The organism is Lysinibacillus sp. NPDC097279, assembly GCF_044761745.1.
Classification (GTDB): Bacteria; Bacillota; Bacilli; order Bacillales_A; family Planococcaceae; genus Lysinibacillus.
Genome location: NZ_JBIWDA010000001.1, coordinates 255,763 through 280,122, shown reverse-complemented (window position 1 = coordinate 280,122; position 24,360 = coordinate 255,763). Strand labels below are relative to the sequence as shown.

Sequence of the window (24,360 nt, the reverse complement as noted above, 5' to 3'; positions counted from 1 at the left end):
TAGCCGCCTTAAGTTTTCTCATCAGCAGCTCGAACTTTTAAGGGATGATGCTATCTTCCCTTATTACAATCATATAGGTTTTCTATATCGTTTAAACCATCCACTCTTAGTTATTTTTAATCATCCAATTACCTACACTTTATGCAGTGCTTGTGCAAACCTTTTTATACCTTCATTAATCGATTCTTCATCTTCCCTTGCGAAAGTAAAACGAACAAAGCCATCGTTGGAACCTAATGTAGAGCCTGGGGCATAAATGACCCCCTGCTGAATAGATGCCTCAAGTAATTGGGTTTCATTAAAGCTTTTTAGTATTTTACACCATATATGAATACCACCTTGCGGAATCGAATATTCCACAAGCCCTTTTAAATAAGTATCAAGGCTTTTAATAATTGTATCTCTTCTTTTTTCTAATTCCTTAATTAAACTTTTTATATGCGTATGAAAATTTTCTGATTCTAAAAAATCATTCGCTATCCATTGTGTATAGCTAGAATGACCAAAGTCGATTTGTTGCTTCGCATCGGATAATCGTTCAATTACTGATGTTGGACCAATAATCCACCCAATTCTTAGTCCTGAAGCTACAATTTTGGACAATGAACTAATATATAAAACATTGCCGTTCCTATCCAATGATTTAAGGGTTGAAATTTTCTCTCCTGAAAAAGCAGTTAAACTATACGGATCGTCTTCTACAACAGGAATCCCTAGCTTTGAGGATATGTCTAAAATCGCTTCTCTTTTCCTTTGATTCATGAGATAACCAGTCGGATTTTGAAAATAAGGATTTAGAAAAATCATTTTAATTCGGTGTTTTTTATATAGTTTTTGCAAATCTTCTGGGTTAATCCCATCCTTATCGACAGGCAAATAATGTATTTGAATGCCTGCTGATTTAAAAGTAGGAAGATTGTAATTATAAGAAGGATCTTCTATAGCAATGGCGTCTCCTGGCTTTAGCAAACATTGGACAATTAAATGTAATGCTTGCTGCGCCCCTGAAGTGATAAGTATTGAAGACGGGCTCGTTTCAATTCCGCGACTTCTTTTTACATGTTTTGAAAGTGTACTTCTTAAAATTTCATTTCCTTGAGGATGATCGTATCCTAAGCTTCCAATAAAGGAGCGTGTCGAAGTAATCTCGCTTAAAAATTTTTTAGGGAAAAGATCCTCTGACAACTCACCAGAAGCTAAATTAATTAATTTATGTTCAACTGCTTCTTTTCTTATTTTTTGCATTACAGGTAGACTCGGTAAAAAAGAACCTGCCTCAATATAGCGGTTCCAGCTTGGAATCCGTTTTTTTGTAATACCCCAAATATCTTTACTAATGGTAGTACCGCTTCCTCTAGTTCTGTCAATTAAGCCCAACGATTCTAATTCGTCATATGCATGCACGACAGTACTTCTATTTACGTTTAATGTACTAGCCAAATATCTTTCTGATGGCAATGGTTTATCAGGTGGAAATGTACCATCTGCAATTCCCTTTTCAATATATTCTGCGAGTTGTTTATAGATAGCTTTTTTTGCTTTTCTATCAGGTTTCCAATCCATATATACTCACCTCATAATATTCTATCAAACATGCTTTCATCTTTTAGCATTTATATACAAGCTAAAAGATTATATATTAATGTAAGTAAGCTTGTCTTGAACCAGCCACTACAATGTTATTTTAGCCATCCACTAAAATATCCAATCGCTAGCTATAATGCGTTGCGACGGTTACTAAAAGACTAAAAAAAGACCAGTTGCTCATTATATTAATGAGAACTGGACTACTATCAGCTTTTTACATTCAACTGTTTAATATCCTGTTTACGATCCCACTCAAATGTAATTAAATCATGGCTATCCAAATCCTCTGCAAATAAAGAAATAGCTGAAATTCGACTATTGTCATAAAGCTTAAAGTAATAGTTTTTGCTTTGGGCACACATTGCAGAAGTATAGATTGTATAATCCGTCTTTCCCTCTTTATTTAACACAACACCTTTCGGAATATTTACGGAAGATAGAATATGAAACATGGCAGTTACCCCTTCTGTTTCATTTTTCGCTTGTTCCGTATACTTTTTCCAATAAGCGACACGAAGAAATCGTGCAGATGGTGTAAAATCACCTGGTAACCCTAATCCGCCTGCCCCTTGCCCAAACGGTGTTAATTTCAAATTTCCCATTGTAATGTCTTGTGGGGGATGAGGTGTGACACCAATATAAGCTCTTAAATTTGTCTGATGCCATTCATATCCAGGGCTATTGGTCATAACCCCTATTGTTTGGCGATGAATGGTTATGCCTGTTCTATCAGGTTCAATAACTATCGTTTCTCCAGTAGCATCTGTAAAAGTATAGTGAAGTGGTGGTGCGAAGCCAAGTATGTTATTTGCTTCAGTCAATAATGTAAAAGCACCTAATTTTTCAACAACATCGTCGACTGTTACACAGCTTCCTAAAACTTGTGAAACAACATAAATTGGATTAATACCTCTCGTACCTTCTTTCGGCTTATCCGAATATGTCGCAAATGTGGCATAGTAAAGCATTGCTCCCATTAACCCCTTTTCGTTTACACCATCGTAGAGAACTGGAGATGCGAGATCCGTGCTGCCCATGCCAATAAAAGCATATGGATTGCTAATCGTTACCTCATTTTTCTCTTCAAGCAACCGAATGCCATATTTCCGTGGAACAATAACTACTTTACTATCAGGTTCCATTGTAAAATCCATTGTTCTAGCAAATAATGTTTTCTTATCTGTTGTATTGATTGATAAGCTACTACATCCAAACATTAAAACACTCCTTCTTTAAGATTAGCTTAACCAACTTTGAATGGGTGACATGCTTTCACTAAAAACAAAATGTGAATTCCCCAAGGATTATATTCATTTTACGAAATTGGTTAATTATCACTAATATTGTATTATGTTTGTAGGGGTGATTATTAATGGATGAAATAGACATTATAAACAAAGAAGCAATCAAAACTGATTTGGCTCTAATTAAATCCTGTTTGCGATTAATTAATCAAACAGTCACTTTATGCAAACGAAGAGGGGAAACGTTTGATGCTCCAGAAAATGAAGAATTACATATGTTAATTTCCAAAATTGATAGAGATTTGAACAAAATTAAGTTAAATTTACAGTATGAAACAACAAATACGATGCATCGTTAACTGAAATTTAGCTATGCTGAAATAAAACTATTGCAGGCAAAGAAACCCAATAAATGATTAATCATTTATTGGGTTTCTATTTTCATATATTTTTAAATGCCCAAACCTAATGAGAATAAAATTACGGCTAATATAACCCCTAATGCAGGTAATACAACTGTTAATGCACCAAATGCTGGATAAGCATCTTTATGTGTTTCTCCACAGATCGAACGAATAGTCGTGACAACATATCCTCCTTGTGGAAGCGAATCAAGTGACCCCGAAGAAATGGCAACTGTTCTGTGTAACGCCTCAGGGTTGACTCCTAAATCTAAATAATGTGGCGCTAATAAAGGTAATGCGATGGCTTGTCCACCAGATGACGAACCCGTTAGTCCGGCAATAACTGCTACCGCTAAAGCACCACCTACTAATGGGCTTCCTGGAATATCCGTCATAACCTTCACAGCAGATTCAAAGGCAGGTGTTGCTTTTACGACACCCCCAAAACCAACAACTGCAGCTGTATTTGCAATCGCAACAATAGCACCCATTGCCCCTTCTCCTACTGCTGCACCAAAATTTTGAAAGAACTTTCTGTTGATTAGGTAACTTGCTAATATACCGCCCGTTAACGCAATAATTAATGCTGACGTTCCTAAAGAATTATGGAAGGTGAAAGAAATAATTAATACAACGAGCAGCGGAACAATGCTTAAAATCGGATTTGGTAAATCTGTTCGTGTTGTTTTCAATACATCCGTCTCTCTACTAACAAATCGTTCTCCATTCGCCATAGCCTTGTTGATCATCCTTTTTAGCCACCAATAACCAAATGCCAACATAAATACAGCGACAATAAAGCTCACTTCCCATCCTGCATATGGTGAAGTGCCTAAAAACTGAATTGGAATCCAATTTTGTATTTCAGGCGAACCTGCAGATGTCATCGTAAACGTTGTTGAGCCAAACCCAAGAGCCGCTGGAATAAAGCGTCTTGGTAAATCTGCCTGTTTAAATAGGCTAAGCGCCATTGGATACACAGAAAATGCTACAACAAACAAGCTCACACCACCATAAGTTAAAACCGCACAGGCAACTACAATCGCTAATGCAGCTTGTTTCATGCCAATTTTATTGACAATCCATTGCGAAACACTGTCCGCCGCTCCACTATCTTCCATTACTTTACCAAATATAGCCCCTGTTAAAAACATTAAATACCAAGATGCAATAAAGCCTGTGAAACCAGACATATAATTAGTTAAAAAGTTTGCAGCATCATTTTCTGCGAGCTGCGGGAAAAGCGGAAGCCCATTTAATAGACCTACAAGCAATGCTGTAATAGGTGCAGCAATGAGTAAATTCATACCCCTCATTGTTAAATATATTAATAGTGCCAATCCGCCAAATAACCCAATCATCCCTAACATATTGTTCCCCCCGAATCCCCTTTTTGCACTTTATTAATTTTCACTTACTTGCCGTCATACCTAGCATTCATCATTCTATTTTCCGTATCTTCTTACACGTAGAAGAGCCTGCTCTGCATGACCAGCGAAATTTTCTAACTGACAAAGACGTGCTGCATATTCCCCGATGTAGGCACTTGCCTCTGGTGTTACTTTTTGATAGGTAACCGTCTTAATGAATTTCCCTACCCATAATCCACCTGTATAACGAGCAGCACCTTTAGTTGGTAATGTATGATTTGTGCCAATTACTTTGTCTCCATAGGCAACATTTGTCTCAGGGCCTAAGAATAAGCATCCGTAGTTCGTCATATTTTCAAGGAAGTAATTTGAATCTTCGGTTAATATCTCTACATGCTCAAAAGCAAGGCGATCTGCTTCAACTCTAGCTTCCTCAATTGAATCTACTAAAAGGATTTGACCATAATCTTCCCAAGATACACGGGCAACATCAGCAGTTGGTAACGTTTGCAATTGACGTTCAATTTCTTTTACAGTTTCTTCTGCTAGTTTTTCAGATGTTGTAATTAGTGCACCAGGTGATGTAGGTCCATGTTCCCCTTGACCTAAAAGGTCCGTTGCAATCATTTCGGCATCTGCCGTATGGTCAGCAACTACTAATGTTTCTGTTGGTCCAGCAAACAAGTCAATGCCTACGCGGCCATACAATTGTCTTTTTGCTTCAGCAACGAAAGCATTCCCTGGTCCAACAATCATGTCTACAGATTCGATTGTTTCTGTCCCAATTGCCATCGCAGCCATTGCTTGAATTCCACCTAAAAGGTAAATTTCATCCGCACCTGCTAAGGACATAGCAGCAATTGTGGCATGTGGAATTTCTCCGTTAATAGGTGGCGTACATGCGATTACTCGTTTTACGCCTGCCACTTTAGCCGTTAAAACACTCATATGTGCTGATGCAACCATTGGATAGCGACCACCAGGGATATAACATCCAACACTGTTAACAGGAATATTTTTGTGACCTAAAATAACGCCTGGAATATTTTCTACTTCTACATCATGTAGTGAAGCTAATTGCGCCTCTGCAAATTCACGAATATTTTTTTGAGCAAATTGAATATCCGCAATTACGTCACTTGGTACTTTGGATACGATTTCATTTATTTGTTTGTCAGTTAAACGAAACGCTTCAGGAGACCATTTATCAAATTTTTCAGATAGTTCACGAACTGCCTGATCTCCTCGTTTTTCTATATCCTTAATTGCTTCCGATACAATTTGAGATACCTGCGAGTCATTTATGCTTACTTCTTCTTTTGATTTTCCAGATTTCAATACTTTAACCATTGTTTTTACCCCTTTTTGTTTAGAATTTCATTTTTGCATACGTATGCAGAAATTATATAAGTAAGATTATTCGAAAAATAATAGCTTGTCAACAAGTATTTATTTTCGTTATTTTTATTAAATATTTACCATAACACATATAAAAATAATAAAAGCATCACACTATCTCTTATAAGATACACATACATATTGCTGTATGCATCCTCATTTTGAAATAGCATGATGCCTAGAAATAAGTCTTTACGACCTTTATACACTATGTTGTTTTTCGTAAAATAAGAGCTCCATCAATTTCGAGATTTTTAGCTTCACCTGAATATTCCTCTAGTTCATTAAGTAAATATTTCACAGTCTCTTCTACCATTTCTGTAATTGGTTGCTCCCATGTTGTTAGATTGTATGTAGGCCAAGCTGCCATTTCAATATTATCAAAACCAATTACTTTCGTTTCATTCGGAATAACAATATTATTGTCCTTTAATGCATCCACTACCCCTAACGCCATAATATCATTGGCCACAAAGAACGCATCAGGCAATTGTTTTTCTGCTATAATTTTCTGTGTGATATTATATCCACCTTCATATGTGTAATCAGAGCTGTATTTCTGATAGTCCACTTCTTCCCCCTGCAACACAGCACTAAATCCCTTTTCCCGTTCTCTACTAGTCGATGTATTTTCATTCCCTGAAATATAAATCATCTTTGTGCAGCCCATACTTAATAGATATTCTGCAATCTTTTTACTTGCCTCAAAGTTGTTACAACATACAGAATAAAATTTATTATTATCTATTTTTCGATTAAACAGAACTAACGGTATTTGATACTTGATGAAATCTTCTGTAACCGATAAAGAAAGTGATGCATCGGTAATAACTACACCCGCAACATTATAATTGAATAATATTTCGATATCATCTTTTTGTATTTCATCATTATTCGTATAGATGAATAGTACGCTGTAGCCATGTTTTTTTAGCGAAGTTGTAAATAGCTTTAATACTTGAGGGTAAAATGGATTTTGAACGCCTTTCATTACTAAACCAATTATTTTTGATTGATTTGTAATTAAACTTCGTGCAAATTCATTCGGTCTATAACCAAGCTCCTGTGCTGCTGCTAAAACCTTTTCTCTAGTTTTCGCAGATACTGACGCACCTTCAAAATAAACTCTTGATACTGAAGATTGTGAAACACCAGCCAATTTTGCTACATCCTTGGCAGTAACTCCTTGTTTCATGTTGTACATAACCTCTTTCAATCTATATTTCATCTCAACAAATTAATTGCATGAGCTTTCACTGTGTCCTCGATAAAACTATTCTCATAAACAAACTACCTTAGAACTTGGGTGGAAAGCAAGTACTAGATAGACTATTTGTATTGAATGTCATTCCTAACTTGTATGGTCGATAAGAGCCCACAAAAAAAGACCATCTATCAACTAGAGGTCCTACCTATACGTAACCGAAAAACGTGTTTATTGCTTAATGTATATACTTATATTAAAACTAGAAACTACGTTAGATGTCAAGAATATTCCAAGGGATGCGTTGTTGCTATAAATAAAAAAGGAAGCGATAGTGAGCTTCCTTTTTGTTAGTTATCCGAAATGCAATTCATGGCTAAAAATTTAATCTACTTTCTTTTTATCGAAAAGTAACCATAACAATGTAACAACTGCTGCAAGCATCACCATTAAAAATCCATAAAGTGGGGTATGTGCTAACGATTGATGGCGAATAATAAAGCCACCAATATATGACCCTAGAAATATACCAATATTAAAAGCAGAAATATTTAATGCAGAAGCCATGGAAATAGCAGATGGCACATATTTTTCAGATAGAATAACCGCGTATAATTGCAAGCCTGGGACATTCATGAACATAAATAACCCCATTAGCAATACCATCATTAATCCGATAATTGGTGCTTCGAGCGTAAAGCGAATACCTAATAATGCGAAGGCAAGCCCAATAAAAATAATGAAGATTGCACGAAGCGGATTTTGATTGGCGAAATGACCGCCTAGTGTATTACCAATCGCAACACAAATACCATAGACAACTAAAATGACAACAACAGCATGCGGTGAGTACCCCATATATTGTTCTAAAATCGGTGAAATAAATGTATAGACAACAAAAACACCACCGTAGCCAATTGCCGTAATGAAAAGTATTAATACCATGCGAATATTACCTAATACTTTGCCAATATCACGTAAAGAGATTGGGTTGCCTTTCGATAATTGGCTAGGGACTAACATCGCATTACTCATTAAACCGATAATCCCTATTACGACAATAAAGATGAATGACATACGCCAGTCCATGACTTGTCCAATAAATGTACCTAGTGGGACTCCTGTTACAGTTGCTAATGTTAAACCTGTAAACATAAAGGCAATAGCACTCGCTCGTTTATTTGGTTCAACTACATCAGCTGCAATGACAGAGGCAATGGACATAAACACACCATGTGCTAATGCTGAAATAATACGTCCTATAATCAAAATAGAGAAAATAGGTGCTAATGCTGCTGTTAAATTACCAATTATAAAAATGGTCATAACAAGCAATAAAACGGTTTTTCGACTGAGGCGTGATGTGAAAGCTGTTAATAACGGAGCGCCAATCGTTACACCTAGCGCATATATAGAAACCGTTAAGCCTGCTGTACTTAACGATATATTAAAGTCTTTTTGAATTAATGGTAAAAGCCCAACACTAATAAATTCAGTAGAGCCTATACCAAAGGCACTGATTGCAAGTGCTAGCAATGTTAATTTAGCACTTGGCTTTTTTGATTGTGACATAATACTACTATCTCCTTTGATTTTTCTTTGCATGTGTAGTACTATTCAGTACATACTTAAATGACCTATAGAGTACTTTTAGTTACTTTTGTATATTACGGAGGTTACAATGCAAAAATTATATAATATTGGTGTTGAAGCAACGCTTGAAGTGATCGGTGGAAAATGGAAACCGATCATTCTTTGTCATCTTAATCACCATGGTAAAATTCGAACAAATGAGTTTCGACGTTTGATTCCAAAAATTTCACAAAAAATGCTGACAAGTCAATTACGTGAGTTAGAGCAGGCTGGACTCATCAATCGCAAGGTCTTTAATCAAGTACCACCTAAAGTTGAATATTCCTTAACACCTTATGGAGAAGGCATGGAGCCTATTTTAAACATGCTTTGCACTTGGGGCGAAAATCATATTGAAGTATTACAGGAAAAAGGCGAAGATGTCGTGTTAAAACAACGCGATGAAGATATCGCTATCGCTATGCAGCAAACATCATAATGCGGGAAGAAAGAGACTGTCACACACGAGACAGTCTCTTTTCCTTTTGAATGCTTATAGCGCAAAGTCAAAGTCATCTGGGTTTGGTCCAACACGTTGTTCAACGTTCATTGAATTGATAATAGACATTTCTGCGTCTGTTAAAGTAAAGTCAAAAATATCGGCATTTTGCATCATGCGTTCTCTACGTACAGATTTTGGAATTGTGATGACTCCATTTTGGACATCCCAGCGTAAAATAACTTGAGCAATTGATTTCCCATATTTTGTAGCGATTTTAGCAATCGTTTCATCTTCAAGCAGTCCACCTTGCATTAAAGGAGCCCACGCTTCTAGCTGAATTTGGTGCTTATCACAAAATGAACGAAGCGCCACTTGCTGTAAGCGTGGGTGGAATTCTACTTGATTGTTAGCTGGTATAACACGAGCAACTAATAATAATTTTTCCAAGTGCGCTACAGTGAAGTTACATACGCCAATTGCTTTCATCTTGCCTTGTTCATATAAATCCTCAAGCGCTCTCCACGATTCAGCATACTTATCTTTACCTGGCCAATGAATAAGATAAAGATCTAAATAATCTAATCCTAATTTTTGTAGACTCTCTTCATATGCAGCTATCGTTTCGTCATAGCTTAATCCGTTATTCCATACTTTTGATGTAATAAACAGGTCTTCACGACGTAAACCAGTTGATGCTAGCGCTTGTTTTATCCCTTCCCCTACGCCTTCTTCATTGCCATAAATAGCGGCAGTATCGATGCTTCGATAGCCAACCTCGATAGCGTTTTTAACCATCTCCGCAGTTGCATCATTTTCCACTTGGAAAACACCTAAACCCATACCAGGCATTTGTAGTCCGTTATTCAATGTGATTGTATCTTGCAAATGATTTATCATTTTTATTCCTCCAGTGTATGTTGCTTGATTGCTTTCTCATTATGTAGTCTTGAAGGAGTAAAAAAAAGTACGCACAATTTTGTTTCATAGTAACGTTGAGGTAACATTTGTGAATTGGCAATGATAAGCGGAATAAAATTTTTTATTCATTACAGAAAAACAAGGAAGATAGGTAGAAGATTGAAACTGGATATACAATGAACTTTTCCACTCAATATTTTAAAAAATTTATGCTCGATGAAAAATATTGGCATCCTCAGTTGTATTAATAGTGAAAGGAGGTGGTGGCGTGCATCATTCTCTAGAAGTACATGAAGCATTGCGAAAAGCACTGGACTTATATTCGCACAGTCTGATTAAAGTAGCGTTCGCCTATTTAAAAAATGTAGCGGACGCTGAAGAGGTTACACAGGAGGTATTTTTAACTTATTTGCAGAATGCCCCTGTATTCAACAGCGATGAACACGAAAAAGCTTGGCTCATACGCACAACTATTAACAAAAGCAAAAACATGCTAAAAACGGGATGGTTCCGCAGTAGAAACCCAATTCCTGAGGATTTAAGCTACCTCCCTAAGGAAGAGAACGAGTTATTACAGGCAGTATTAGCTTTGGATAAGAAATATCGGATTCCTATTCATCTGCACTATTATGAGGGTTTTTCTATTCAGGAAATTGCAGAAATCTTACAGGCCAAACCAGCAACAGTGGGTACTTGGCTTGCGCGTGGACGCCTTCTTTTAAAAGAAAAGATTGGGGGCCTTGACAATGAGGAAGTCTGTCTATAAATCTGCGATGGAGCAGGTCAAGATTAACGATAAATTCAAAGAAGAAACTTATAAAAAAATCATGCAAACAACACCCCTGAAGGAGGAAGTGAAAATGAAAAAAAGCATGAAATTATCCTTAAAAAATTTCGGTTTAATAGTCACAGCTTGTACAGTACTAACGGTGACATACACGATGACACAGCATTTGAAGAGCGACACGCAAAGTACAATAGTAGAAATAGATAAACCGCAAACTACAGCTAAAGCAGTGGTGAATATTGAAGGGACGATTACGGAGGTCACTGCAAACGGCAAAAGCTTTAAGATTGGTGATTTATGGGTAACGATAACGGACAAAACCCAACTGGGAATTAAAGGTCCAACTGCAGCAAAACCATCCGAAGAACTGTTACAGAAAGAATTTAAAGTAGGAAACTTCATTTCGGGTTACACCTCTCAAGATGTTACGACTGGAAAAGTGACTGCCGACGTAATCTACAACAATATGGCTCCTGCAACAGATAACTAAATAAGTTATCTGTTTTTTATCTTTACTTCCCACTCCATTCATTGAAATGACCTTATAGAGGTAATAAAAAGTCACTCCAAATTAGAAGTGACTTTTTCCATTAGATTAATCAAACGTTACAACATTTTGCACTACCGTTACTTTATAAACCTCATTCGTACTAACTAATATCGTTTTAAAATTTTCAGTTTCAGTAAATGAATACCAGCGCTTCTCATTGAACCCATTCAAAATTTCTTCTACAAATGTATCTTGTCCAATATTATTTTTAATTTTATATTCTTCTTCACGACTTTCATTGAAGTATAACTTCACTGTATATTCGTAATCCATTAACCAACACCCCCCATCTAGTTATAGCATGGGACAATTGGGATTGAAGTAATCAACCAAAATACTTTTAGCTCTACTACAATTTCATCGTGAACAGTTACAGATCTTTTATATAGTAAGAATCCCTTTACTCTGTAGTTCATACTTGCTGATTAGTACTCACCATGAAAATCTATTTATTTACTATCCAACACTTCGATGTGTTAAAATTTGTAATATGTAGAATTTTAAACAAGAAATTCAATGCTAGAATTATTTATTATATAAATATCGGAGGGTGTAAATAAATGGGGTTCTTTAATAGGTTTTTTAAAAAAATTGAAGATGTTAATAAAGGAGAAGTCGCTGTTTCTGAACTTGAATCGGAGTTTTATTTAGAGGACACACCACTAGATGAAGCCAATAACTTTTGGGTGGACATTGCGCAAAATCTAATCGTCAATGCCGTTAAGGCGACAGACAACACAGTAGAACGTGCCTTTATTTTAATCGATATGGGCGAACAGCCATCTTTCAATATTTTTTACCAAATTGATGGGCGTCTCATGATGTGGAATGAGCTTGAAGATCCTAATATGACAGAAAAAATACAAAATGAATTACTCCCTCAAGCTTCTAATGTCGCTGTCGCAGTAAATGATAAATTCACTCAAGTGAACCATCCTGGCATATCATTTGCTGAACTGCAATTCGAATGGGCAACAGGAGCATGGTTTTCCCATATTATTTGGGCTGATGATGACAATGTTACTTTAGGAAAAGAAGAAATTTTACGTAAATGGTTCACTATTATAAGTGAAGAAATAAAAACAATACCATTAGATAGTGATTCTAAACTTTCTTGGTATCCTTAATGTCTCCGTAAAGTGAACCTATGTGCTTGTTGCAATCTAAATACAGCTTGAGGTTTTAATATGAAAAAGAAGGTAATCTTTACAATTGGTTTAACAGGCGCTCTTGCATTCCCAATTGGTTTTGTTGCAAACTTGCAAAACATAATTACATATGTACATTGATAATATTAGGACTTGTATGGATGACTTTTTATCATATATACAAGTCCTTTTAATACGCTTCCTCAATAGCTCCTACACCTTCGTGATGTACGAACTTCTAAATTATTTGAATGAACAAATTATCATTTCAGTTTCATCGTAATAAAGGAAAATTCTAGAATCCTTCATTTATAGATGTTACTATTTTAAGGTAGAGACCACCAGAAACATATGTAGTTATTAAGTAAATATTCATTTGGAGGTAGACATGGAGCAAAGACTTACTGATCAATTGAACGAGTGGCATGAAATGGACGAACATCAGCGAATTATCGATTCGCTTTTAGCAATACCTGAAGAAAAGCGAGACTATGAAGCAATTAGTATTATGGCAAGAGCCTATAACAATTCAGGGCTTTATGAAGAAGCGCTCTATCAATTCGATAAAATTGCTGAGGCTGGCAAACAGGATTCTCTATGGCATTATCGGGTTGGCTTTGCTCTTTATCATTTACAGCGATATGAGGAAGCAATTCAAGCTTTTAGCATTTCTAATCAACTAGAACCTGGTAATCAAAGTACAGAATACTTTTTGAGACAAAGTACGCATAAAGCGACGAAGCAGCAAAAAGAAGAACTTCGGCTTGCTAAAAAGAAAGCTTCGTTAGCGCATGGTGGGTTCGTAGAAAAAAAGATTCCTTTCTCAGACATGTCTTTAACCGATTTCTGGGAAGACAGTGAATATGCAAGAACATCCTATCAATGTGAGCCTCCGACGGATGAACTAATTGATTCTATAGAAAAGGAACTTGGCTATAAGCTCCCTTCCTCTTATATTTATCTCATGAAGCAGCAAAATGGCGGGGTACCGATGCACACTTGCTTTCCAACAGAGGAGCCTACTTCTTGGGCTGAAAATCATATTGCCATTACTGGTATCATGGGTATTGGGCGTGAGAAAAGCTATTCCCTATGCGGAGATTTGGGCAGTCCGTTTATGATTGAGGAATGGGGATATCCAGACATTGGAGTCGTAATCTGTGATTGTCCATCAGCAGGTCATGATGTCGTTATGTTAGACTATCGAGCATGTGGTAGGGATGGTGAACCTGAAGTGATTCATGTCGATCAAGAAGATGATTATGAGATTACCTTCCTTGCCGACAATTTCGAAGAGTTTATTAAAGGCTTAGTGAGCGAGGAACAATACGATACTTTTGAAGAGGACAAAGAGGAAGCCCTCGATAAAGTAGCGCACGGCAAATTTTCACCACTGCTGGAGGAGCTGTGCTCTCGGGTAACCGAAGTAGAACAAGTTGAACAGAAAATCCGCAACATTTGCACACGGATTGTCGAAGAAAAAGGCTATTTTAGTTTTCATGCAGATGAATTATCCTATGACATGTACGATGTGCAGTTTTGGTTATATACCAAGTCGTATACAGATACTAATTACGATCATTATGTATCCGTTTATCAGAACATCATTGCATTTGGCGGAGAATTCGGGCAAGGCGGATATGCTCCTGCCTTTATTACCGATTGGCTTGATCACCGCTTGAAGGAAGGTCGTATTGTAAAGAATCACGGGATTATTCGCTTTACCGATTCCTATACAAATGAAGTAATTAATAAGTTAAAAGACGCCTAAGCAAAGAGCTCGCTGTTAAAGCGGGCTCTTCTTTTTCTCATTGGGCTCTTCTTGTGGCGGTTCCTGAAATGCAACAAAGCGTGAACATTAATCAGCTTTGCTGATATACTGTTGCTGTCATTCTGTCTTTTGGACATATAAACATATAAAAAATACCTTCTGCATATTCATCGATATCAGCATAATCAATCTGCCCTATAAACATCATTCTTCGCGTACAGCAAGGACAAATCGGATACTCCGAATCTTGTACCCAGCTTGGATGTCCACCGATCTGCGAATCTAATTGTGACATTGTCCAAACTGCAGCATAATACGGCGATTGTGGCTTTTGTGCAAGCATTAAATTATGAGGGGTTTCCGTACTGCTATTAACGTCATCAATATCAGGGAGATAATCGGGTTCCTGATTATAGCGGCTCCAAACAGGCACGCCACGATTATCCAACTCCATGTATATTGTGCTAAAGCCCCCACATAAGTCACAAGTTATGACCTGTAAGGTTTCCATCTGGAGTTTGAGATATTGCAAAGCTGGATGAGTGGTAGCTACGTCCATCAACTTCGTTAACTTCCTGTTGCACCATGGACATGTTAAATGGCTTGTCTCCAGGAAACGCGCATGATGTTCTACATTTAATTCATTATATGGTTCATCTGCTTGCCTAATTGCATAACATAGTTGGTTCATTAGGTTACGTCGCTCTCCGTCAGGGGTAAGCTCCCACCCGCCATCAAGAGCATAAGTTTCAGGAGTTACAAATAACTGCTCCACCCATTTTGGTGGCTGCATTCGCCATTTTCGAAACTGCTCGATAACTACCTTATCACCAATCCAGCCGAGTATAAGGAGGAGATGATTTCGGCTATCCTCATCCCATTCCACCCGCTCTAGAAGCTGATTTCGAATGTCTTGTGTTGCATCTTTAAAAAGAATTGGATTATCAAACAAGCCTTGCTGTATAAGATCTAACAAAGCATCTGAAATATTCACATCCCGATAGCACACTAGTGATAATAAAATATCCTCTGCTTCACTTTCATTGTGAACAGCGAGTAATTCCATTGCATATGTCAGCATACAGTCCGCTTCTTGGTCTGATAAAGATATGTACATCTGCTCCTTGCTTAATGGGAAAGGAACGTACTGGATAAGCGGATCATGCCTTTTCGGTGCATGCATCACCTTGAGGATATCGACATAATCTGTTAATCCTTCGTAAAGATTGACCGTTTTACGATGCTGCTCAATATACGCTTGTTGCTTTTTTCGTTCCTGCTCCTGATGGCAGGGCATGCAGATACCGCCTGTTTTGACTGCGGTAACGGGCAAAATTGTTGCGCTACATCCTTCTGTCTTACATGGTATTCGTTCTGCCATTTTGATTCCCCCTTAAGCCCAATACAAACGCAACCGATCAATTCATCCAAAAATCTTCTTAGTCTTGTTTCGTCCAATATCATTTATTTTCTTCAGAATCAGTCTTTCGTCTCTTCAAAGTTATCTTCATAATCGATTTTGCAAAGGTATTATAAGATGTCAGCTTGTTCTACCAAATCTTTTAATACTATCGTTAGAATTTCCTTGCTCTCATCCTTAAGATTGCAGTTCAAATATTCTTTAATATATGGGATAACTGGATTTCCAAGCTCCACTAGTTGTTTATAGGCTTCATAATCTGTTCGCCAGAAACTTTTCATGCTGCCTTCCCCAAATTCCCCTCCCTCTATAACATTGACCCAATGTTGTACCTGCTGAGTAAGTGGGAGCTGGTATATTGCATCGACAGCAGACCTAAATTCCAAATCTTTAGTTTTTAAGTCAGGCATCGCTTTATATAATTGGTCTTCAGGCACACATTTCCTTACGAGTTGGCTGAGTGTTAAATAATCACCACCAACGCCATCCGCTGCTGAAACATAGGCAATAAAGTCCTCCGTTCGGTTCAATTGTGTAAGGTCGTTCTGCAATCGATGAATAACATCAATGGCAATTAAGAAAAGCTCCGAATCTATTATCGTCTTCTCAAATATATAGTTTTCCTCATTGCTTAAATACTCGGGTGTTTCTTGACTAATGCAACTAAAAACTTCAAGATAGCTTTCAAGGCATTCAGGCATCTCTTCAAACATAAAGGTATAATCGCCTTCACTGAATTTATATGAACTATATATTTCCTCTCTAGTTTGATTATAAAGCTCGTCACCATTTATCAAATATTTTTCTTGATAACTTGCGTAGCAATCAGCAACATTTTCGTCTAAAGAGGCTCGATTATTAATGTATACTAAATAACTACCGTTATAGCTATCGGTATAGAGAGAGAATGTATACACATCCTTGTTACTTCCTTCTTCTATATAGTTAGATATAGCACATTTGCAAAAATCGTAAAGCGCATTTTCCATAGCGCCTCTACTAACGAATTTCCCTTCATGTGGAGCAAATGTCGAAATTTCCTGAATGGTTTGATTTGTTGAGCATAATAGAAACTTACCTTTGTCTTTTAATTCTCTTCTCCCACTGAGTAACTTGCCAATCTCGACATCATAGCTCATTCTGAATGCATCCCCTTCAAAATTTGTTTATATTCAGTGTGCAGCCTACTTTCAACACTGCAAAAGTTATCGCTTATAGTCAGGCTGTTCCAACGTAATAGGATTCAGATTGCTGAGTACCCAGCTCACTGCCAGTTCACACAGTCTCGCTGGTTCATCACTACCATTGCCGTTGTGAAGTTCCTTTACTAATGTTTCTACCTCCAGAAGTGTAGCATCATCTAATGGTGTGCCCAATTTAAAGTATTGGTTTAGACTTTTGAGCATTTTACGATATTGATTATCCCAGTTGATACCACCATTATCTAATATTTCGTATGATACTTTACCAGTAATACGAATAACCTCGCCCTGTACGGTTTTCGCATGTCCTTGTGAAGGAATTAATAAACTCCAAAGTTCACTATGTTGTGCTTGCCATATCTTTGTAGAAACTTCTATCGGAGAGGCGCCATCGTGAGTCTTTCGTTTCCCTACTGGAGGAACTTCGAATAGTTCGTATAGATGTAATAGTGCCTCATCTGTTTGATTCAAATAGTCTTTGTTAAAACCTTCTCTATGAAATTCAAAGTCTGTTCCAATTCGCTTAATAGACTCTTTCATTTCCTGCGTGACATTTACTCCAGCGTCAAGCAAAATATCGGCAACTTTTGCCATGTTGACGATATCGCTATTTTTACACATTGCCAAAGCTTTTTCTAAAGGCGTTTGTTTCATCTTATTTTTTGCACTACTATTTGCTCCGTTGGCAACTAAGGTGAGCACCGCATTTGGATTACAAAAACCTGCGGCGGCAAATAAAGGTGTCTCGTTTTGATAATCACTAGCTTCTATATTTGCACCCAAATCAAGTAGCAATTCAGTAATACCGCTCGAACTTATTGCATGTTTATGTAAAGCTGTTCTTCCATAACTATCGCTAGCATTTATATCAGCCCCCTGTTCCACGAGCCAGCGAACCAATTCATGCGGTATATTGTAAAAGCCTAAAGCTGTTGATTTACTGTAACCGCCACGAGCATCTAGTTCGCATTTGGTAAATACCTCTTTTAACCCTAATATATCTTCTGCTTCAATTAGTTCATCAAAATTTTTCGGTAAAGTTTTTTTCTTCCTGCTCATATGTGTTTTATTTCCTTCCTCAGATTTTCAAATGTACTTCTCCACTAAATTTTACCACTTATTCATTTCCTGTACTATTTCCAGCTCCATGAATATGGTGTCTACGTTTTAGAAAAGATTGGTATAGAAAGATTTCTTAAGAGAGGGAAACATGGGGACGTCTAATGCGTGAATATCGGATTCAATTGCCAGCTTAAGTCTACTTAACTTCAATTATCATCTCTTTATTTACATTTAGCTTATGAAAGTGACTTGTTAAGTTGTTAAATTCTATTTCATCAATATTATATTTAATGTCAACGATATCAGATACGCCAAGTAAACTTGCAGTCTCTTTTGATAAAAAGATTGAAACTAACTTTCGACTAAGTATTATCCTTAATATTCCGCCATACGCTGATCTATTTTCACTATTTATTGTAATGTGAACCTTATTTAAAATAGGTATATCTTCAACCGATAATGACTTTTGAAATAGCACATATTCCTTTGTCTCAAATTCATCATCTGCAAATCCAATTAATAATGTCTCATCCTCGATACCAACATAAACAAATGATGCTTGTTGTAAGATTGACATTTATTTAACCCCCCTCCTTTCGAAAATGTTCTTAATTTCAAATCTGCATATCAATGAACATTTTGACATGTATATCGTTCAATCTTTTTATTTTAAATAAAACCGTCTTCTGGTTCACCAACTTCAAATCCTAACTCTTTTGTCGCTTCCAATTTAAATCTCTCCATCCAAGAACTCCAATCATCATTATCCATCTGTGCATAAAATGATAATCCACTTGGTTCAACTGAGGCCATAATAAAAAGGTCATCATCCTCCTGTCCGAACCAATAAGGAATTCCATTTTTATATCCTATCCAACCTGGCATACTCTCATATATAGTCGTTACCTTATCCCATACTTCTGAGGGGAGGTCATACCATATATTTAGATTGCATTGTTGAGAGTTGTTATTCCTCATTTGTGTCCCTCCTATCACCTTTTGAAAACTAACACCTCGTTAATTCTCTAAGTCTTGTTATTATTTTTGTGACATGTCCGTTTATAATTACACCTTCGAATAGTCCTTCAGTAAATCGATCTCCACGGATATAACTTGTCATTAATTTTTGAAGCGTTTCTAAATCTGCATTCATTACATGTTCTTCTATATCATTAGCAATATTCTTATACATTTCATTTTGGTTTAACCAACTCTTCCAATCAAATACAATAAGAAATGCTGTATTATATAATTCTTTGCGAAATTCTTGAATTTCCTTACATTCAAGTATATATCGTGTTTTCTCTTCATTACTCATTGCGTCTAGCCTTTGAAAAAAATCAAGATATTTAACAAGCTTATTCAACTCTTCAAATTTCACCTCTGGAATTTGTGCCATTCTCTTCACCTCATTTAATACAACGAGCTAGCAGCATACCATTGTTTCACTTGCTCCTCGTTCAAGTTCTTTAAGAAAAATCATGGATGTTTCAGGAATACATGGTTCTAAAAATGCCCTTTTTTATTAGTACATTCTAATGCCGCTCATTAATATATTTTCTTCATAAATCTTGGAGGAGTGAAGTATCCAACTTCTCTTTCCCCAAATAACCACTACAGATAACAGGACGATTAATAATTTCATACAATTTATTTAGGTCCGTTATATTCTCTTGAGCCCAAGTTTCAAATGCATCAAATTCTTCCTTAGAAATTTGATGATACTCTGGAGAGTCCGTTATCCCCGTTAAAACCTCAAAAGCGTAAATAGTATTACCAAACATTCCAACGGATTGGTATCTGCCTGTTTTTTTGCACACATATTCTGTGTATCTCAAGAACATCACTTTCCTTTCTTTTTTAATGAAAGGTTTACTTCTCGCCCCTCAGTAATTCGTCTCGTGCTTCCGTCAGTGCGAACCCCAGCAGATTTTTCCCCTGCCATTTCAGTGGATTTTCCACAGCTGGATTCGACTGTGCCATGCCAATCCCCCAAATACGGTCCCGCGGGCTAGCCTCGACGAGTATGCGGTTCTTTGTTGATTTAAGATACTCCGCAAGCATTGGATTTTGCGAAAATTTAGCCAAGCTTGCTCTTTTGACAATGCCATAGCATTCCTTATCCCAAATATCATTGTCAAAGTTTCGAACCGCCCGTCCAAAAGCCTTCATCTCCTTTGGATGCTTAGCATTTAGGATGGACTCTAGCATTTCATCATCACCAAACAACCGTGCCTTCTCTGCCATCATAAACTGCTCGGCGCAAGTGTACTGCGTTCCGTCTACTGTAAATGGACACATCCACCATTGACTAAAGCAGCTTTTGTCGACACTCCCGTCCTTAGACGGCGTATGCCCCCAAAAAAACACGAATTTGGACTTCTTCCCCTCGTTATATGCTTTTTTTAAGTCGTCTATATTGTAAATCATTATAAATCCTCCCAATTTCTCCGATATAAACGGGACGGCCTATGCCCTGCATTTTCGGTATATTGATCAGTCTCCTTCACAAGATCAGCCACCTTACGACGGAAGGCAGCCTTCAACAATTCTTTATCCATCACTACCTCATAAACTTGCTGCAGTTCCGTTAAGGTAAAAGACTTCGGCATTAGGTGCAATGCAATATCGGTATAATTCACTTTTCCACGCAGCCGCTCGATAGCGCATGCTATGATTTTTGCATGATCAAAAGCCAATCCATCATTCGATACAACCTGATAATCCATGCCAGTAGAGGTCGTTTTCGCTGTCATCGTCCTTGCCACGACCGCCGAAAGTTCTTCTTCCTCACTGCTTAGATTAATTTCATACTCCAGTGTTTTGATATACCCGTCTTCAATCCGCTCTTTTTTCTCCCGTAGCGGTCGATAAGATACCTTGAACCAGGCGGCATCAGCAGCATCATCTCCTGCCTTCAGTTCCAACTTGTCACTGTTTATCAATGCCATATAGCTACAGCTTATCACCCATGTTCGTGGATCTCGCCCAATATCACTAAACGTATATAGCTGTTCCAAATAAACGTCTTTCACGCCCGTTTCCTCGCATAGTTCCCTTACCGCTGCCTGCTCAGTCGTCTCATTCGAACGTACAAAGCCACCAGGCAATGCCCATTTACCTAAGAACGGGTGCCCTGCTCGACGAATAAGCAGTACGCGTAGCTCTTTTTCTGGCAGTTTACGATAACTGTCAGCCTCCTCTGCCGTCACAGTAAAAATAACCATATCCGTTGTCACAGAAGGTCGCTCGTAATCCCCAACACTATACTGCTTCAAAAATTCGTGTTCTGTAAGTCCATCTTTATCTAACAAATCCATTTGGCTCGCCTCCTCAATTCATGATTTAACTATTCAACTCTCCGAAGTAGTTTCTATAGGGTTCGAATTTTGCCAGCACTTCGTCAACCTTGTTTATGCGTTCCTCTAGGCTACCCCGCAGTGTAATATAAGGAATACGTCTCTCCTTCAAATCCCCAATAATCTGTTTATGGAAAACATGCCGCTTCTGATCTCCACTACGGTCCCACGTATCGTCGTAAGGAATATCGTCATCACATAAGAAGAACAGATCATAGCGTTGCGCATTCTCCAAAGCGAGACGTGTTAACAGCTTGGGCGCCCTGCCATGATAATCCTGAGCAAACATATAAGTTGTAATGGCATTCGTATCGACAAAAAGAAATCGGTTCGCATTAAGTAATGCCTGTTCCTCGCGCTCGATATGTCCGACTGCAATTTCATCGAACGCTTCGAGTCCGATTCGGCGATCCACCTGATGCTCAGTCCAATAATCCCGCCCATATTCACTTGCAAACGTCGTGCTGTATCGTTTGGCAAGTGCTTCAGTAATTGTCGATTTCCCCGTTGACATCGCTCCAACAAAAACAACTTTCGTGATTAAATCTCGGTACACAATATCACTTACAAACTCTCTATACTTATATGGGTTGGAGCGCACCATTGTCGCTGAAATTGGAACTAGCTCGCGGGCTTCATCCACCCGTCGGTCTATAGCACCCAAAGCAATACTCATATGTTCGCCGTAAAACTCGCTCGAATAAAAATGTGTTACTTGCTCTCCGTTCAGTAAACCGAGTATATACTGTTCTTCGCGTATCTCATGCTCTCGATCATCCGAATAGCCGTCTGGTCCATCCCATGCTTCGACTACACGGACTTGCGGATAGAGCCTGCGAATCCAATTTGCTCGAATATGAAGCGGAATTGGGCTGACCGCCGTCTCGTAAATAACTACAATTAATTCATCGACCTCTTGTAACGCCGTTTCAATCATAAATTGATGTCCTTTATGCAACGGGGCAAACTTCCCCAGTGTTAGTCCAAGCGTTTTCATACCGCCACCTCCTTAACCACTTTATTCCAAGTATAGTACCCGTAAACCGCATTGACCAGATACGCGCTCCACATCACAATCATTAGCAAGCCTTCGCCGCTCCCTTCCAGCATTCGAATCGCCCAAAGCAACACAGTGAACAGATTAAGCACGATATAGACCAGCCACTGTTCCTTGAATCTACGAACCATTAAAATGGTTGCCACAACAGATAGCACTGTCGTAATAGCATCGATGTAAGGTGAATTCTGTCCTGGAATAAAGGAAAGGCCAAACCCAATAAGTAAACAGCCGATTACACAGATCCCCACAACGAGAAGCAATGCTCTTAAGTTCATCTGTCGCATAACGAGCTTACCATCTTCTTGACGGTTATTTTTCCACATGTAAAACCCTATAACATTCATAGGAACGAAAAATAGTAGATTCAACATTACCTCTCCAAACAAGCCATTAATAAAAGCCAAATAAGTGTAACCAACGGTATTATACATACCAAAAACATAGCTCATCAGGTTACCCTTCGCCGCAAGCACCACACATAATACGCCCGTAATAAAAACGGTGAATCCGAATAAGGAGTCCTTTGAAACTACCGTAAACCCCACAGCGATTGAGGTAAACAGCATTAACCACGTTATTTCGAAAAGATTCCAACTCCCTGCTACCTTCTTCATCTTACATCCCCCTCCGTTTTTTCCACTCATTCAAGAAATGAAAATCAAATGATTTCTTAGTATCATTCTGTTAATAACATTATGTTACTATCAAAATTAACAGAAATTCCTGGAAAGGTCAAGAAAAATTTCCCTATTTTTTTATAGGATGATTTTTATTTGTTGATTATGGTTTTTAAAGGGATTAAACATCCCCCTATTTATAGTCCCCACAAGAAAAGGGCACCGCGCCTATAAATTTAACTGGGAGGCATATCTTAACAATGAAAGCAGAACATTAGAAGAGTCGTTTTATAATATTTTTGCTACTGTTAACCTTGTAAATGAAGAATTTCAAACATTGGAAGCTATTAAAAGGTAAAATATAAAACAGCAGGTTAATACTATCGGAGCAGTTTATAAGATGTTTTGATAACCTTAGTAGCGCTATGAAAAAGAAAATGAGAAGCAAGCTTGATAAACAAGTTGGAATGCCTAGCTCATGAATGGAGGTAGATTACTTGGACGAAAAAAACGCATATTTGGAAGCATATTTTAATACAAAAGATATTGCAAAACGTAATAGCTTATTAAAGCAATTAGTATTTGACTTGCCTGAAGACGGAAAGGATTTTTTTCTAAAAGTATATAAAAAAGAACGATATTTGGATATGCGGCTTACTGCCATTAGAGGATATGCTACTTTTGCAAGCGAAGAAGAAGTTGCGCTTTTAATGAATAAGATGTTGGAAATCTTAAAAAAGCGTCCAAAAAGCACACCATATAATTACCAGGAATATGAAATCTTACGATCAGCATTTTTGTTACCCTACCTGCAAGAAAAATATCCTTATGATTGTTTTAAAAAATTTAATGAACAGTTAGAGAAACAGTATGATGCCATGCCCGAAGTGTTCAAAGGCATTTTCACATGTGACGATAAAGGTGAACATATCCAACTAATTTCCCCAACCGTTGTACGGAAAAATATTGAAAACTTCCTTCCTGGATGAAACATTGCACTAATAAATCCACCGAGCCGACTTTTTAGGCAACCTATTCGCATATTTCTAAAGAAAATACTTTTGCCCAGCTATCACTTGGTATCCATGATTCCTTCTAAACATTCACTCTTAGTAAGTTATCAGGTGCATTTATTTAATAAGAATGGGACTTGCATGTTTGAATTATCCTCAACTATGCAAGTCC

At 37.6% G+C, this 24,360-nt stretch carries 26 protein-coding genes; 7 read left to right on the top strand and 19 right to left on the bottom strand.

Annotated elements, in window-relative coordinates:
• Nucleotides 1-132: 132 nt before the first annotated feature.
• Nucleotides 133-1,563 carry a MocR-like pyridoxine biosynthesis transcription factor PdxR gene (gene pdxR / locus ACIQ1H_RS01295; protein WP_402885958.1) on the bottom strand — a complete coding sequence of 477 codons (1,431 nt, stop codon included), beginning with the start codon at nt 1,561-1,563 and terminating at the stop codon, nt 133-135.
• Nucleotides 1,564-1,793: 230 nt separating this feature from the next.
• Nucleotides 1,794-2,804 carry a linear amide C-N hydrolase gene (locus ACIQ1H_RS01290; RefSeq protein ID WP_402885956.1) on the bottom strand — a complete coding sequence of 337 codons (1,011 nt, stop codon included), beginning with the start codon at nt 2,802-2,804 and terminating at the stop codon, nt 1,794-1,796.
• Nucleotides 2,805-2,959: 155 nt separating this feature from the next.
• Between ACIQ1H_RS01290 and ACIQ1H_RS01285 the strand changes: the two genes are divergently transcribed.
• The gene (locus tag ACIQ1H_RS01285) at nt 2,960-3,190 is read left to right on the top strand and encodes a phosphoglycerate mutase (protein ID WP_402885954.1); all 231 of its coding nucleotides are present in this window, start codon (nt 2,960-2,962) and stop codon (nt 3,188-3,190) included.
• A 92-nt stretch (nt 3,191-3,282) separates the two neighbouring features.
• Here the strand turns inward: ACIQ1H_RS01285 and ACIQ1H_RS01280 are convergent, their stop codons facing one another.
• The 4 genes from ACIQ1H_RS01280 to ACIQ1H_RS01265 form a co-directional block, all read right to left on the bottom strand.
• Complete coding sequence (locus ACIQ1H_RS01280) at nt 3,283-4,605, bottom strand: GntP family permease (RefSeq protein ID WP_402885952.1); 1,323 nt, start codon at nt 4,603-4,605, stop codon at nt 3,283-3,285.
• Between the two features lie 75 nt (nt 4,606-4,680).
• Nucleotides 4,681-5,955 carry a histidinol dehydrogenase gene (hisD, locus tag ACIQ1H_RS01275; RefSeq protein WP_402885950.1) on the bottom strand — a complete coding sequence of 425 codons (1,275 nt, stop codon included), beginning with the start codon at nt 5,953-5,955 and terminating at the stop codon, nt 4,681-4,683.
• A 256-nt stretch (nt 5,956-6,211) separates the two neighbouring features.
• The gene (locus ACIQ1H_RS01270) at nt 6,212-7,198 is read right to left on the bottom strand and encodes a LacI family DNA-binding transcriptional regulator (protein WP_402885948.1); all 987 of its coding nucleotides are present in this window, start codon (nt 7,196-7,198) and stop codon (nt 6,212-6,214) included.
• Between the two features lie 393 nt (nt 7,199-7,591).
• Nucleotides 7,592-8,779, bottom strand: coding sequence for an MFS transporter (locus tag ACIQ1H_RS01265; protein ID WP_402885946.1), 1,188 nt, complete (start codon nt 8,777-8,779; stop codon nt 7,592-7,594).
• A gap of 109 nt (nt 8,780-8,888) precedes the next feature.
• On the opposite strand from ACIQ1H_RS01265, the gene ACIQ1H_RS01260 reads away from it, so the two are divergent.
• The gene (locus ACIQ1H_RS01260; protein ID WP_401022164.1) at nt 8,889-9,278 is read left to right on the top strand and encodes a winged helix-turn-helix transcriptional regulator; all 390 of its coding nucleotides are present in this window, start codon (nt 8,889-8,891) and stop codon (nt 9,276-9,278) included.
• A gap of 54 nt (nt 9,279-9,332) precedes the next feature.
• Here ACIQ1H_RS01260 and ACIQ1H_RS01255 read toward each other — a convergent pair whose 3' ends face one another.
• On the bottom strand, nt 9,333-10,178 hold the full coding sequence (locus ACIQ1H_RS01255) for an aldo/keto reductase (protein ID WP_402885944.1): 846 nt from the start codon (nt 10,176-10,178) through the stop codon (nt 9,333-9,335).
• A gap of 289 nt (nt 10,179-10,467) precedes the next feature.
• Between ACIQ1H_RS01255 and ACIQ1H_RS01250 the strand changes: the two genes are divergently transcribed.
• Both ACIQ1H_RS01250 and ACIQ1H_RS01245 read left to right on the top strand, forming a co-directional pair.
• Entirely contained in the window at nt 10,468-10,965 is a 498-nt protein-coding gene (locus ACIQ1H_RS01250; protein WP_402885941.1) for an RNA polymerase sigma factor, read from the top strand.
• Nucleotides 10,946-11,476, top strand: a complete 531-nt coding sequence (locus ACIQ1H_RS01245) for a hypothetical protein (RefSeq protein WP_402885938.1) — start codon at nt 10,946-10,948, stop codon at nt 11,474-11,476. The genes ACIQ1H_RS01250 and ACIQ1H_RS01245 overlap by 20 nt, the downstream gene beginning before the upstream one ends.
• A gap of 105 nt (nt 11,477-11,581) precedes the next feature.
• Here ACIQ1H_RS01245 and ACIQ1H_RS01240 read toward each other — a convergent pair whose 3' ends face one another.
• Entirely contained in the window at nt 11,582-11,809 is a 228-nt protein-coding gene (locus ACIQ1H_RS01240; protein ID WP_402885935.1) for a hypothetical protein, read from the bottom strand.
• A gap of 287 nt (nt 11,810-12,096) precedes the next feature.
• Between ACIQ1H_RS01240 and ACIQ1H_RS01235 the strand changes: the two genes are divergently transcribed.
• Nucleotides 12,097-12,663: a hypothetical protein gene (locus ACIQ1H_RS01235; RefSeq protein ID WP_402885932.1), complete on the top strand. Its 567-nt coding sequence runs from the start codon at nt 12,097-12,099 to the stop codon at nt 12,661-12,663.
• A gap of 409 nt (nt 12,664-13,072) precedes the next feature.
• Nucleotides 13,073-14,455, top strand: coding sequence for an SMI1/KNR4 family protein (locus ACIQ1H_RS01230; protein WP_402885929.1), 1,383 nt, complete (start codon nt 13,073-13,075; stop codon nt 14,453-14,455).
• 91 nt (nt 14,456-14,546) lie between these two features.
• On the opposite strand, the gene ACIQ1H_RS01225 is transcribed toward ACIQ1H_RS01230, so the two are convergent.
• From ACIQ1H_RS01225 to pnuC, 11 genes are all read right to left on the bottom strand, one after another.
• Nucleotides 14,547-15,752 (bottom strand): YwqG family protein, encoded by a 1,206-nt coding sequence (locus ACIQ1H_RS01225; RefSeq protein WP_402885926.1) that lies wholly within the window; start codon nt 15,750-15,752, stop codon nt 14,547-14,549.
• 233 nt (nt 15,753-15,985) lie between these two features.
• The gene (locus ACIQ1H_RS01220) at nt 15,986-17,014 is read right to left on the bottom strand and encodes a hypothetical protein (RefSeq protein WP_402885923.1); all 1,029 of its coding nucleotides are present in this window, start codon (nt 17,012-17,014) and stop codon (nt 15,986-15,988) included.
• Between the two features lie 66 nt (nt 17,015-17,080).
• The gene (locus ACIQ1H_RS01215; RefSeq protein ID WP_402885905.1) at nt 17,081-18,136 is read right to left on the bottom strand and encodes an ankyrin repeat domain-containing protein; all 1,056 of its coding nucleotides are present in this window, start codon (nt 18,134-18,136) and stop codon (nt 17,081-17,083) included.
• A 199-nt stretch (nt 18,137-18,335) separates the two neighbouring features.
• Nucleotides 18,336-18,716, bottom strand: coding sequence for an Imm10 family immunity protein (locus ACIQ1H_RS01210; RefSeq protein WP_402885902.1), 381 nt, complete (start codon nt 18,714-18,716; stop codon nt 18,336-18,338).
• A 92-nt stretch (nt 18,717-18,808) separates the two neighbouring features.
• Nucleotides 18,809-19,117 carry a hypothetical protein gene (locus tag ACIQ1H_RS01205; RefSeq protein WP_402885899.1) on the bottom strand — a complete coding sequence of 103 codons (309 nt, stop codon included), beginning with the start codon at nt 19,115-19,117 and terminating at the stop codon, nt 18,809-18,811.
• A gap of 28 nt (nt 19,118-19,145) precedes the next feature.
• The gene (locus tag ACIQ1H_RS01200; RefSeq protein WP_402885897.1) at nt 19,146-19,538 is read right to left on the bottom strand and encodes a DUF6508 domain-containing protein; all 393 of its coding nucleotides are present in this window, start codon (nt 19,536-19,538) and stop codon (nt 19,146-19,148) included.
• 163 nt (nt 19,539-19,701) lie between these two features.
• Nucleotides 19,702-19,977: a hypothetical protein gene (locus tag ACIQ1H_RS01195; protein ID WP_402885894.1), complete on the bottom strand. Its 276-nt coding sequence runs from the start codon at nt 19,975-19,977 to the stop codon at nt 19,702-19,704.
• Nucleotides 19,978-20,011: 34 nt separating this feature from the next.
• Nucleotides 20,012-20,569 (bottom strand): riboflavin biosynthesis intermediates N-glycosidase, encoded by a 558-nt coding sequence (locus ACIQ1H_RS01190; protein WP_402885891.1) that lies wholly within the window; start codon nt 20,567-20,569, stop codon nt 20,012-20,014.
• Nucleotides 20,569-21,459 carry an NUDIX hydrolase gene (locus tag ACIQ1H_RS01185; protein WP_402885888.1) on the bottom strand — a complete coding sequence of 297 codons (891 nt, stop codon included), beginning with the start codon at nt 21,457-21,459 and terminating at the stop codon, nt 20,569-20,571. The genes ACIQ1H_RS01190 and ACIQ1H_RS01185 overlap by 1 nt, the downstream gene beginning before the upstream one ends.
• A gap of 25 nt (nt 21,460-21,484) precedes the next feature.
• Nucleotides 21,485-22,495 (bottom strand): AAA family ATPase, encoded by a 1,011-nt coding sequence (locus ACIQ1H_RS01180; RefSeq protein WP_402885885.1) that lies wholly within the window; start codon nt 22,493-22,495, stop codon nt 21,485-21,487.
• Nucleotides 22,492-23,172: a nicotinamide riboside transporter PnuC gene (pnuC, locus tag ACIQ1H_RS01175; protein ID WP_402885883.1), complete on the bottom strand. Its 681-nt coding sequence runs from the start codon at nt 23,170-23,172 to the stop codon at nt 22,492-22,494. Before pnuC ends, ACIQ1H_RS01180 begins: the two co-directional genes overlap by 4 nt.
• 500 nt (nt 23,173-23,672) lie before the next feature.
• Between pnuC and ACIQ1H_RS01170 the strand changes: the two genes are divergently transcribed.
• Nucleotides 23,673-24,164: a hypothetical protein gene (locus tag ACIQ1H_RS01170; RefSeq protein ID WP_402885880.1), complete on the top strand. Its 492-nt coding sequence runs from the start codon at nt 23,673-23,675 to the stop codon at nt 24,162-24,164.
• The last annotated feature ends 196 nt before the right edge of the window (nt 24,165-24,360 follow it).

What these genes read in the sequence shown, in the direction of transcription:
- pdxR (WP_402885958.1), bottom strand. Translation starts at nt 1,563, where the DNA reads ATGGATTGGAAACCTGATAGAAAAGCAAAAAAAGCTATCTATAAACAA.
- ACIQ1H_RS01290 (WP_402885956.1), bottom strand. Translation starts at nt 2,804, where the DNA reads ATGTTTGGATGTAGTAGCTTATCAATCAATACAACAGATAAGAAAACA.
- ACIQ1H_RS01285 (WP_402885954.1), top strand. Translation starts at nt 2,960, where the DNA reads ATGGATGAAATAGACATTATAAACAAAGAAGCAATCAAAACTGATTTG.
- ACIQ1H_RS01280 (WP_402885952.1), bottom strand. Translation starts at nt 4,605, where the DNA reads ATGTTAGGGATGATTGGGTTATTTGGCGGATTGGCACTATTAATATAT.
- hisD (WP_402885950.1), bottom strand. Translation starts at nt 5,955, where the DNA reads ATGGTTAAAGTATTGAAATCTGGAAAATCAAAAGAAGAAGTAAGCATA.
- ACIQ1H_RS01270 (WP_402885948.1), bottom strand. Translation starts at nt 7,198, where the DNA reads ATGAAACAAGGAGTTACTGCCAAGGATGTAGCAAAATTGGCTGGTGTT.
- ACIQ1H_RS01265 (WP_402885946.1), bottom strand. Translation starts at nt 8,779, where the DNA reads ATGTCACAATCAAAAAAGCCAAGTGCTAAATTAACATTGCTAGCACTT.
- ACIQ1H_RS01260 (WP_401022164.1), top strand. Translation starts at nt 8,889, where the DNA reads ATGCAAAAATTATATAATATTGGTGTTGAAGCAACGCTTGAAGTGATC.
- ACIQ1H_RS01255 (WP_402885944.1), bottom strand. Translation starts at nt 10,178, where the DNA reads ATGATAAATCATTTGCAAGATACAATCACATTGAATAACGGACTACAA.
- ACIQ1H_RS01245 (WP_402885938.1), top strand. Translation starts at nt 10,946, where the DNA reads ATGAGGAAGTCTGTCTATAAATCTGCGATGGAGCAGGTCAAGATTAAC.
- ACIQ1H_RS01240 (WP_402885935.1), bottom strand. Translation starts at nt 11,809, where the DNA reads ATGGATTACGAATATACAGTGAAGTTATACTTCAATGAAAGTCGTGAA.
- ACIQ1H_RS01235 (WP_402885932.1), top strand. Translation starts at nt 12,097, where the DNA reads ATGGGGTTCTTTAATAGGTTTTTTAAAAAAATTGAAGATGTTAATAAA.
- ACIQ1H_RS01230 (WP_402885929.1), top strand. Translation starts at nt 13,073, where the DNA reads ATGGAGCAAAGACTTACTGATCAATTGAACGAGTGGCATGAAATGGAC.
- ACIQ1H_RS01225 (WP_402885926.1), bottom strand. Translation starts at nt 15,752, where the DNA reads ATGCCCTGCCATCAGGAGCAGGAACGAAAAAAGCAACAAGCGTATATT.
- ACIQ1H_RS01220 (WP_402885923.1), bottom strand. Translation starts at nt 17,014, where the DNA reads ATGAGCTATGATGTCGAGATTGGCAAGTTACTCAGTGGGAGAAGAGAA.
- ACIQ1H_RS01215 (WP_402885905.1), bottom strand. Translation starts at nt 18,136, where the DNA reads ATGAGCAGGAAGAAAAAAACTTTACCGAAAAATTTTGATGAACTAATT.
- ACIQ1H_RS01210 (WP_402885902.1), bottom strand. Translation starts at nt 18,716, where the DNA reads ATGTCAATCTTACAACAAGCATCATTTGTTTATGTTGGTATCGAGGAT.
- ACIQ1H_RS01205 (WP_402885899.1), bottom strand. Translation starts at nt 19,117, where the DNA reads ATGAGGAATAACAACTCTCAACAATGCAATCTAAATATATGGTATGAC.
- ACIQ1H_RS01200 (WP_402885897.1), bottom strand. Translation starts at nt 19,538, where the DNA reads ATGGCACAAATTCCAGAGGTGAAATTTGAAGAGTTGAATAAGCTTGTT.
- ACIQ1H_RS01190 (WP_402885891.1), bottom strand. Translation starts at nt 20,569, where the DNA reads ATGATTTACAATATAGACGACTTAAAAAAAGCATATAACGAGGGGAAG.
- ACIQ1H_RS01185 (WP_402885888.1), bottom strand. Translation starts at nt 21,459, where the DNA reads ATGGATTTGTTAGATAAAGATGGACTTACAGAACACGAATTTTTGAAG.
- ACIQ1H_RS01180 (WP_402885885.1), bottom strand. Translation starts at nt 22,495, where the DNA reads ATGAAAACGCTTGGACTAACACTGGGGAAGTTTGCCCCGTTGCATAAA.
- pnuC (WP_402885883.1), bottom strand. Translation starts at nt 23,172, where the DNA reads ATGAAGAAGGTAGCAGGGAGTTGGAATCTTTTCGAAATAACGTGGTTA.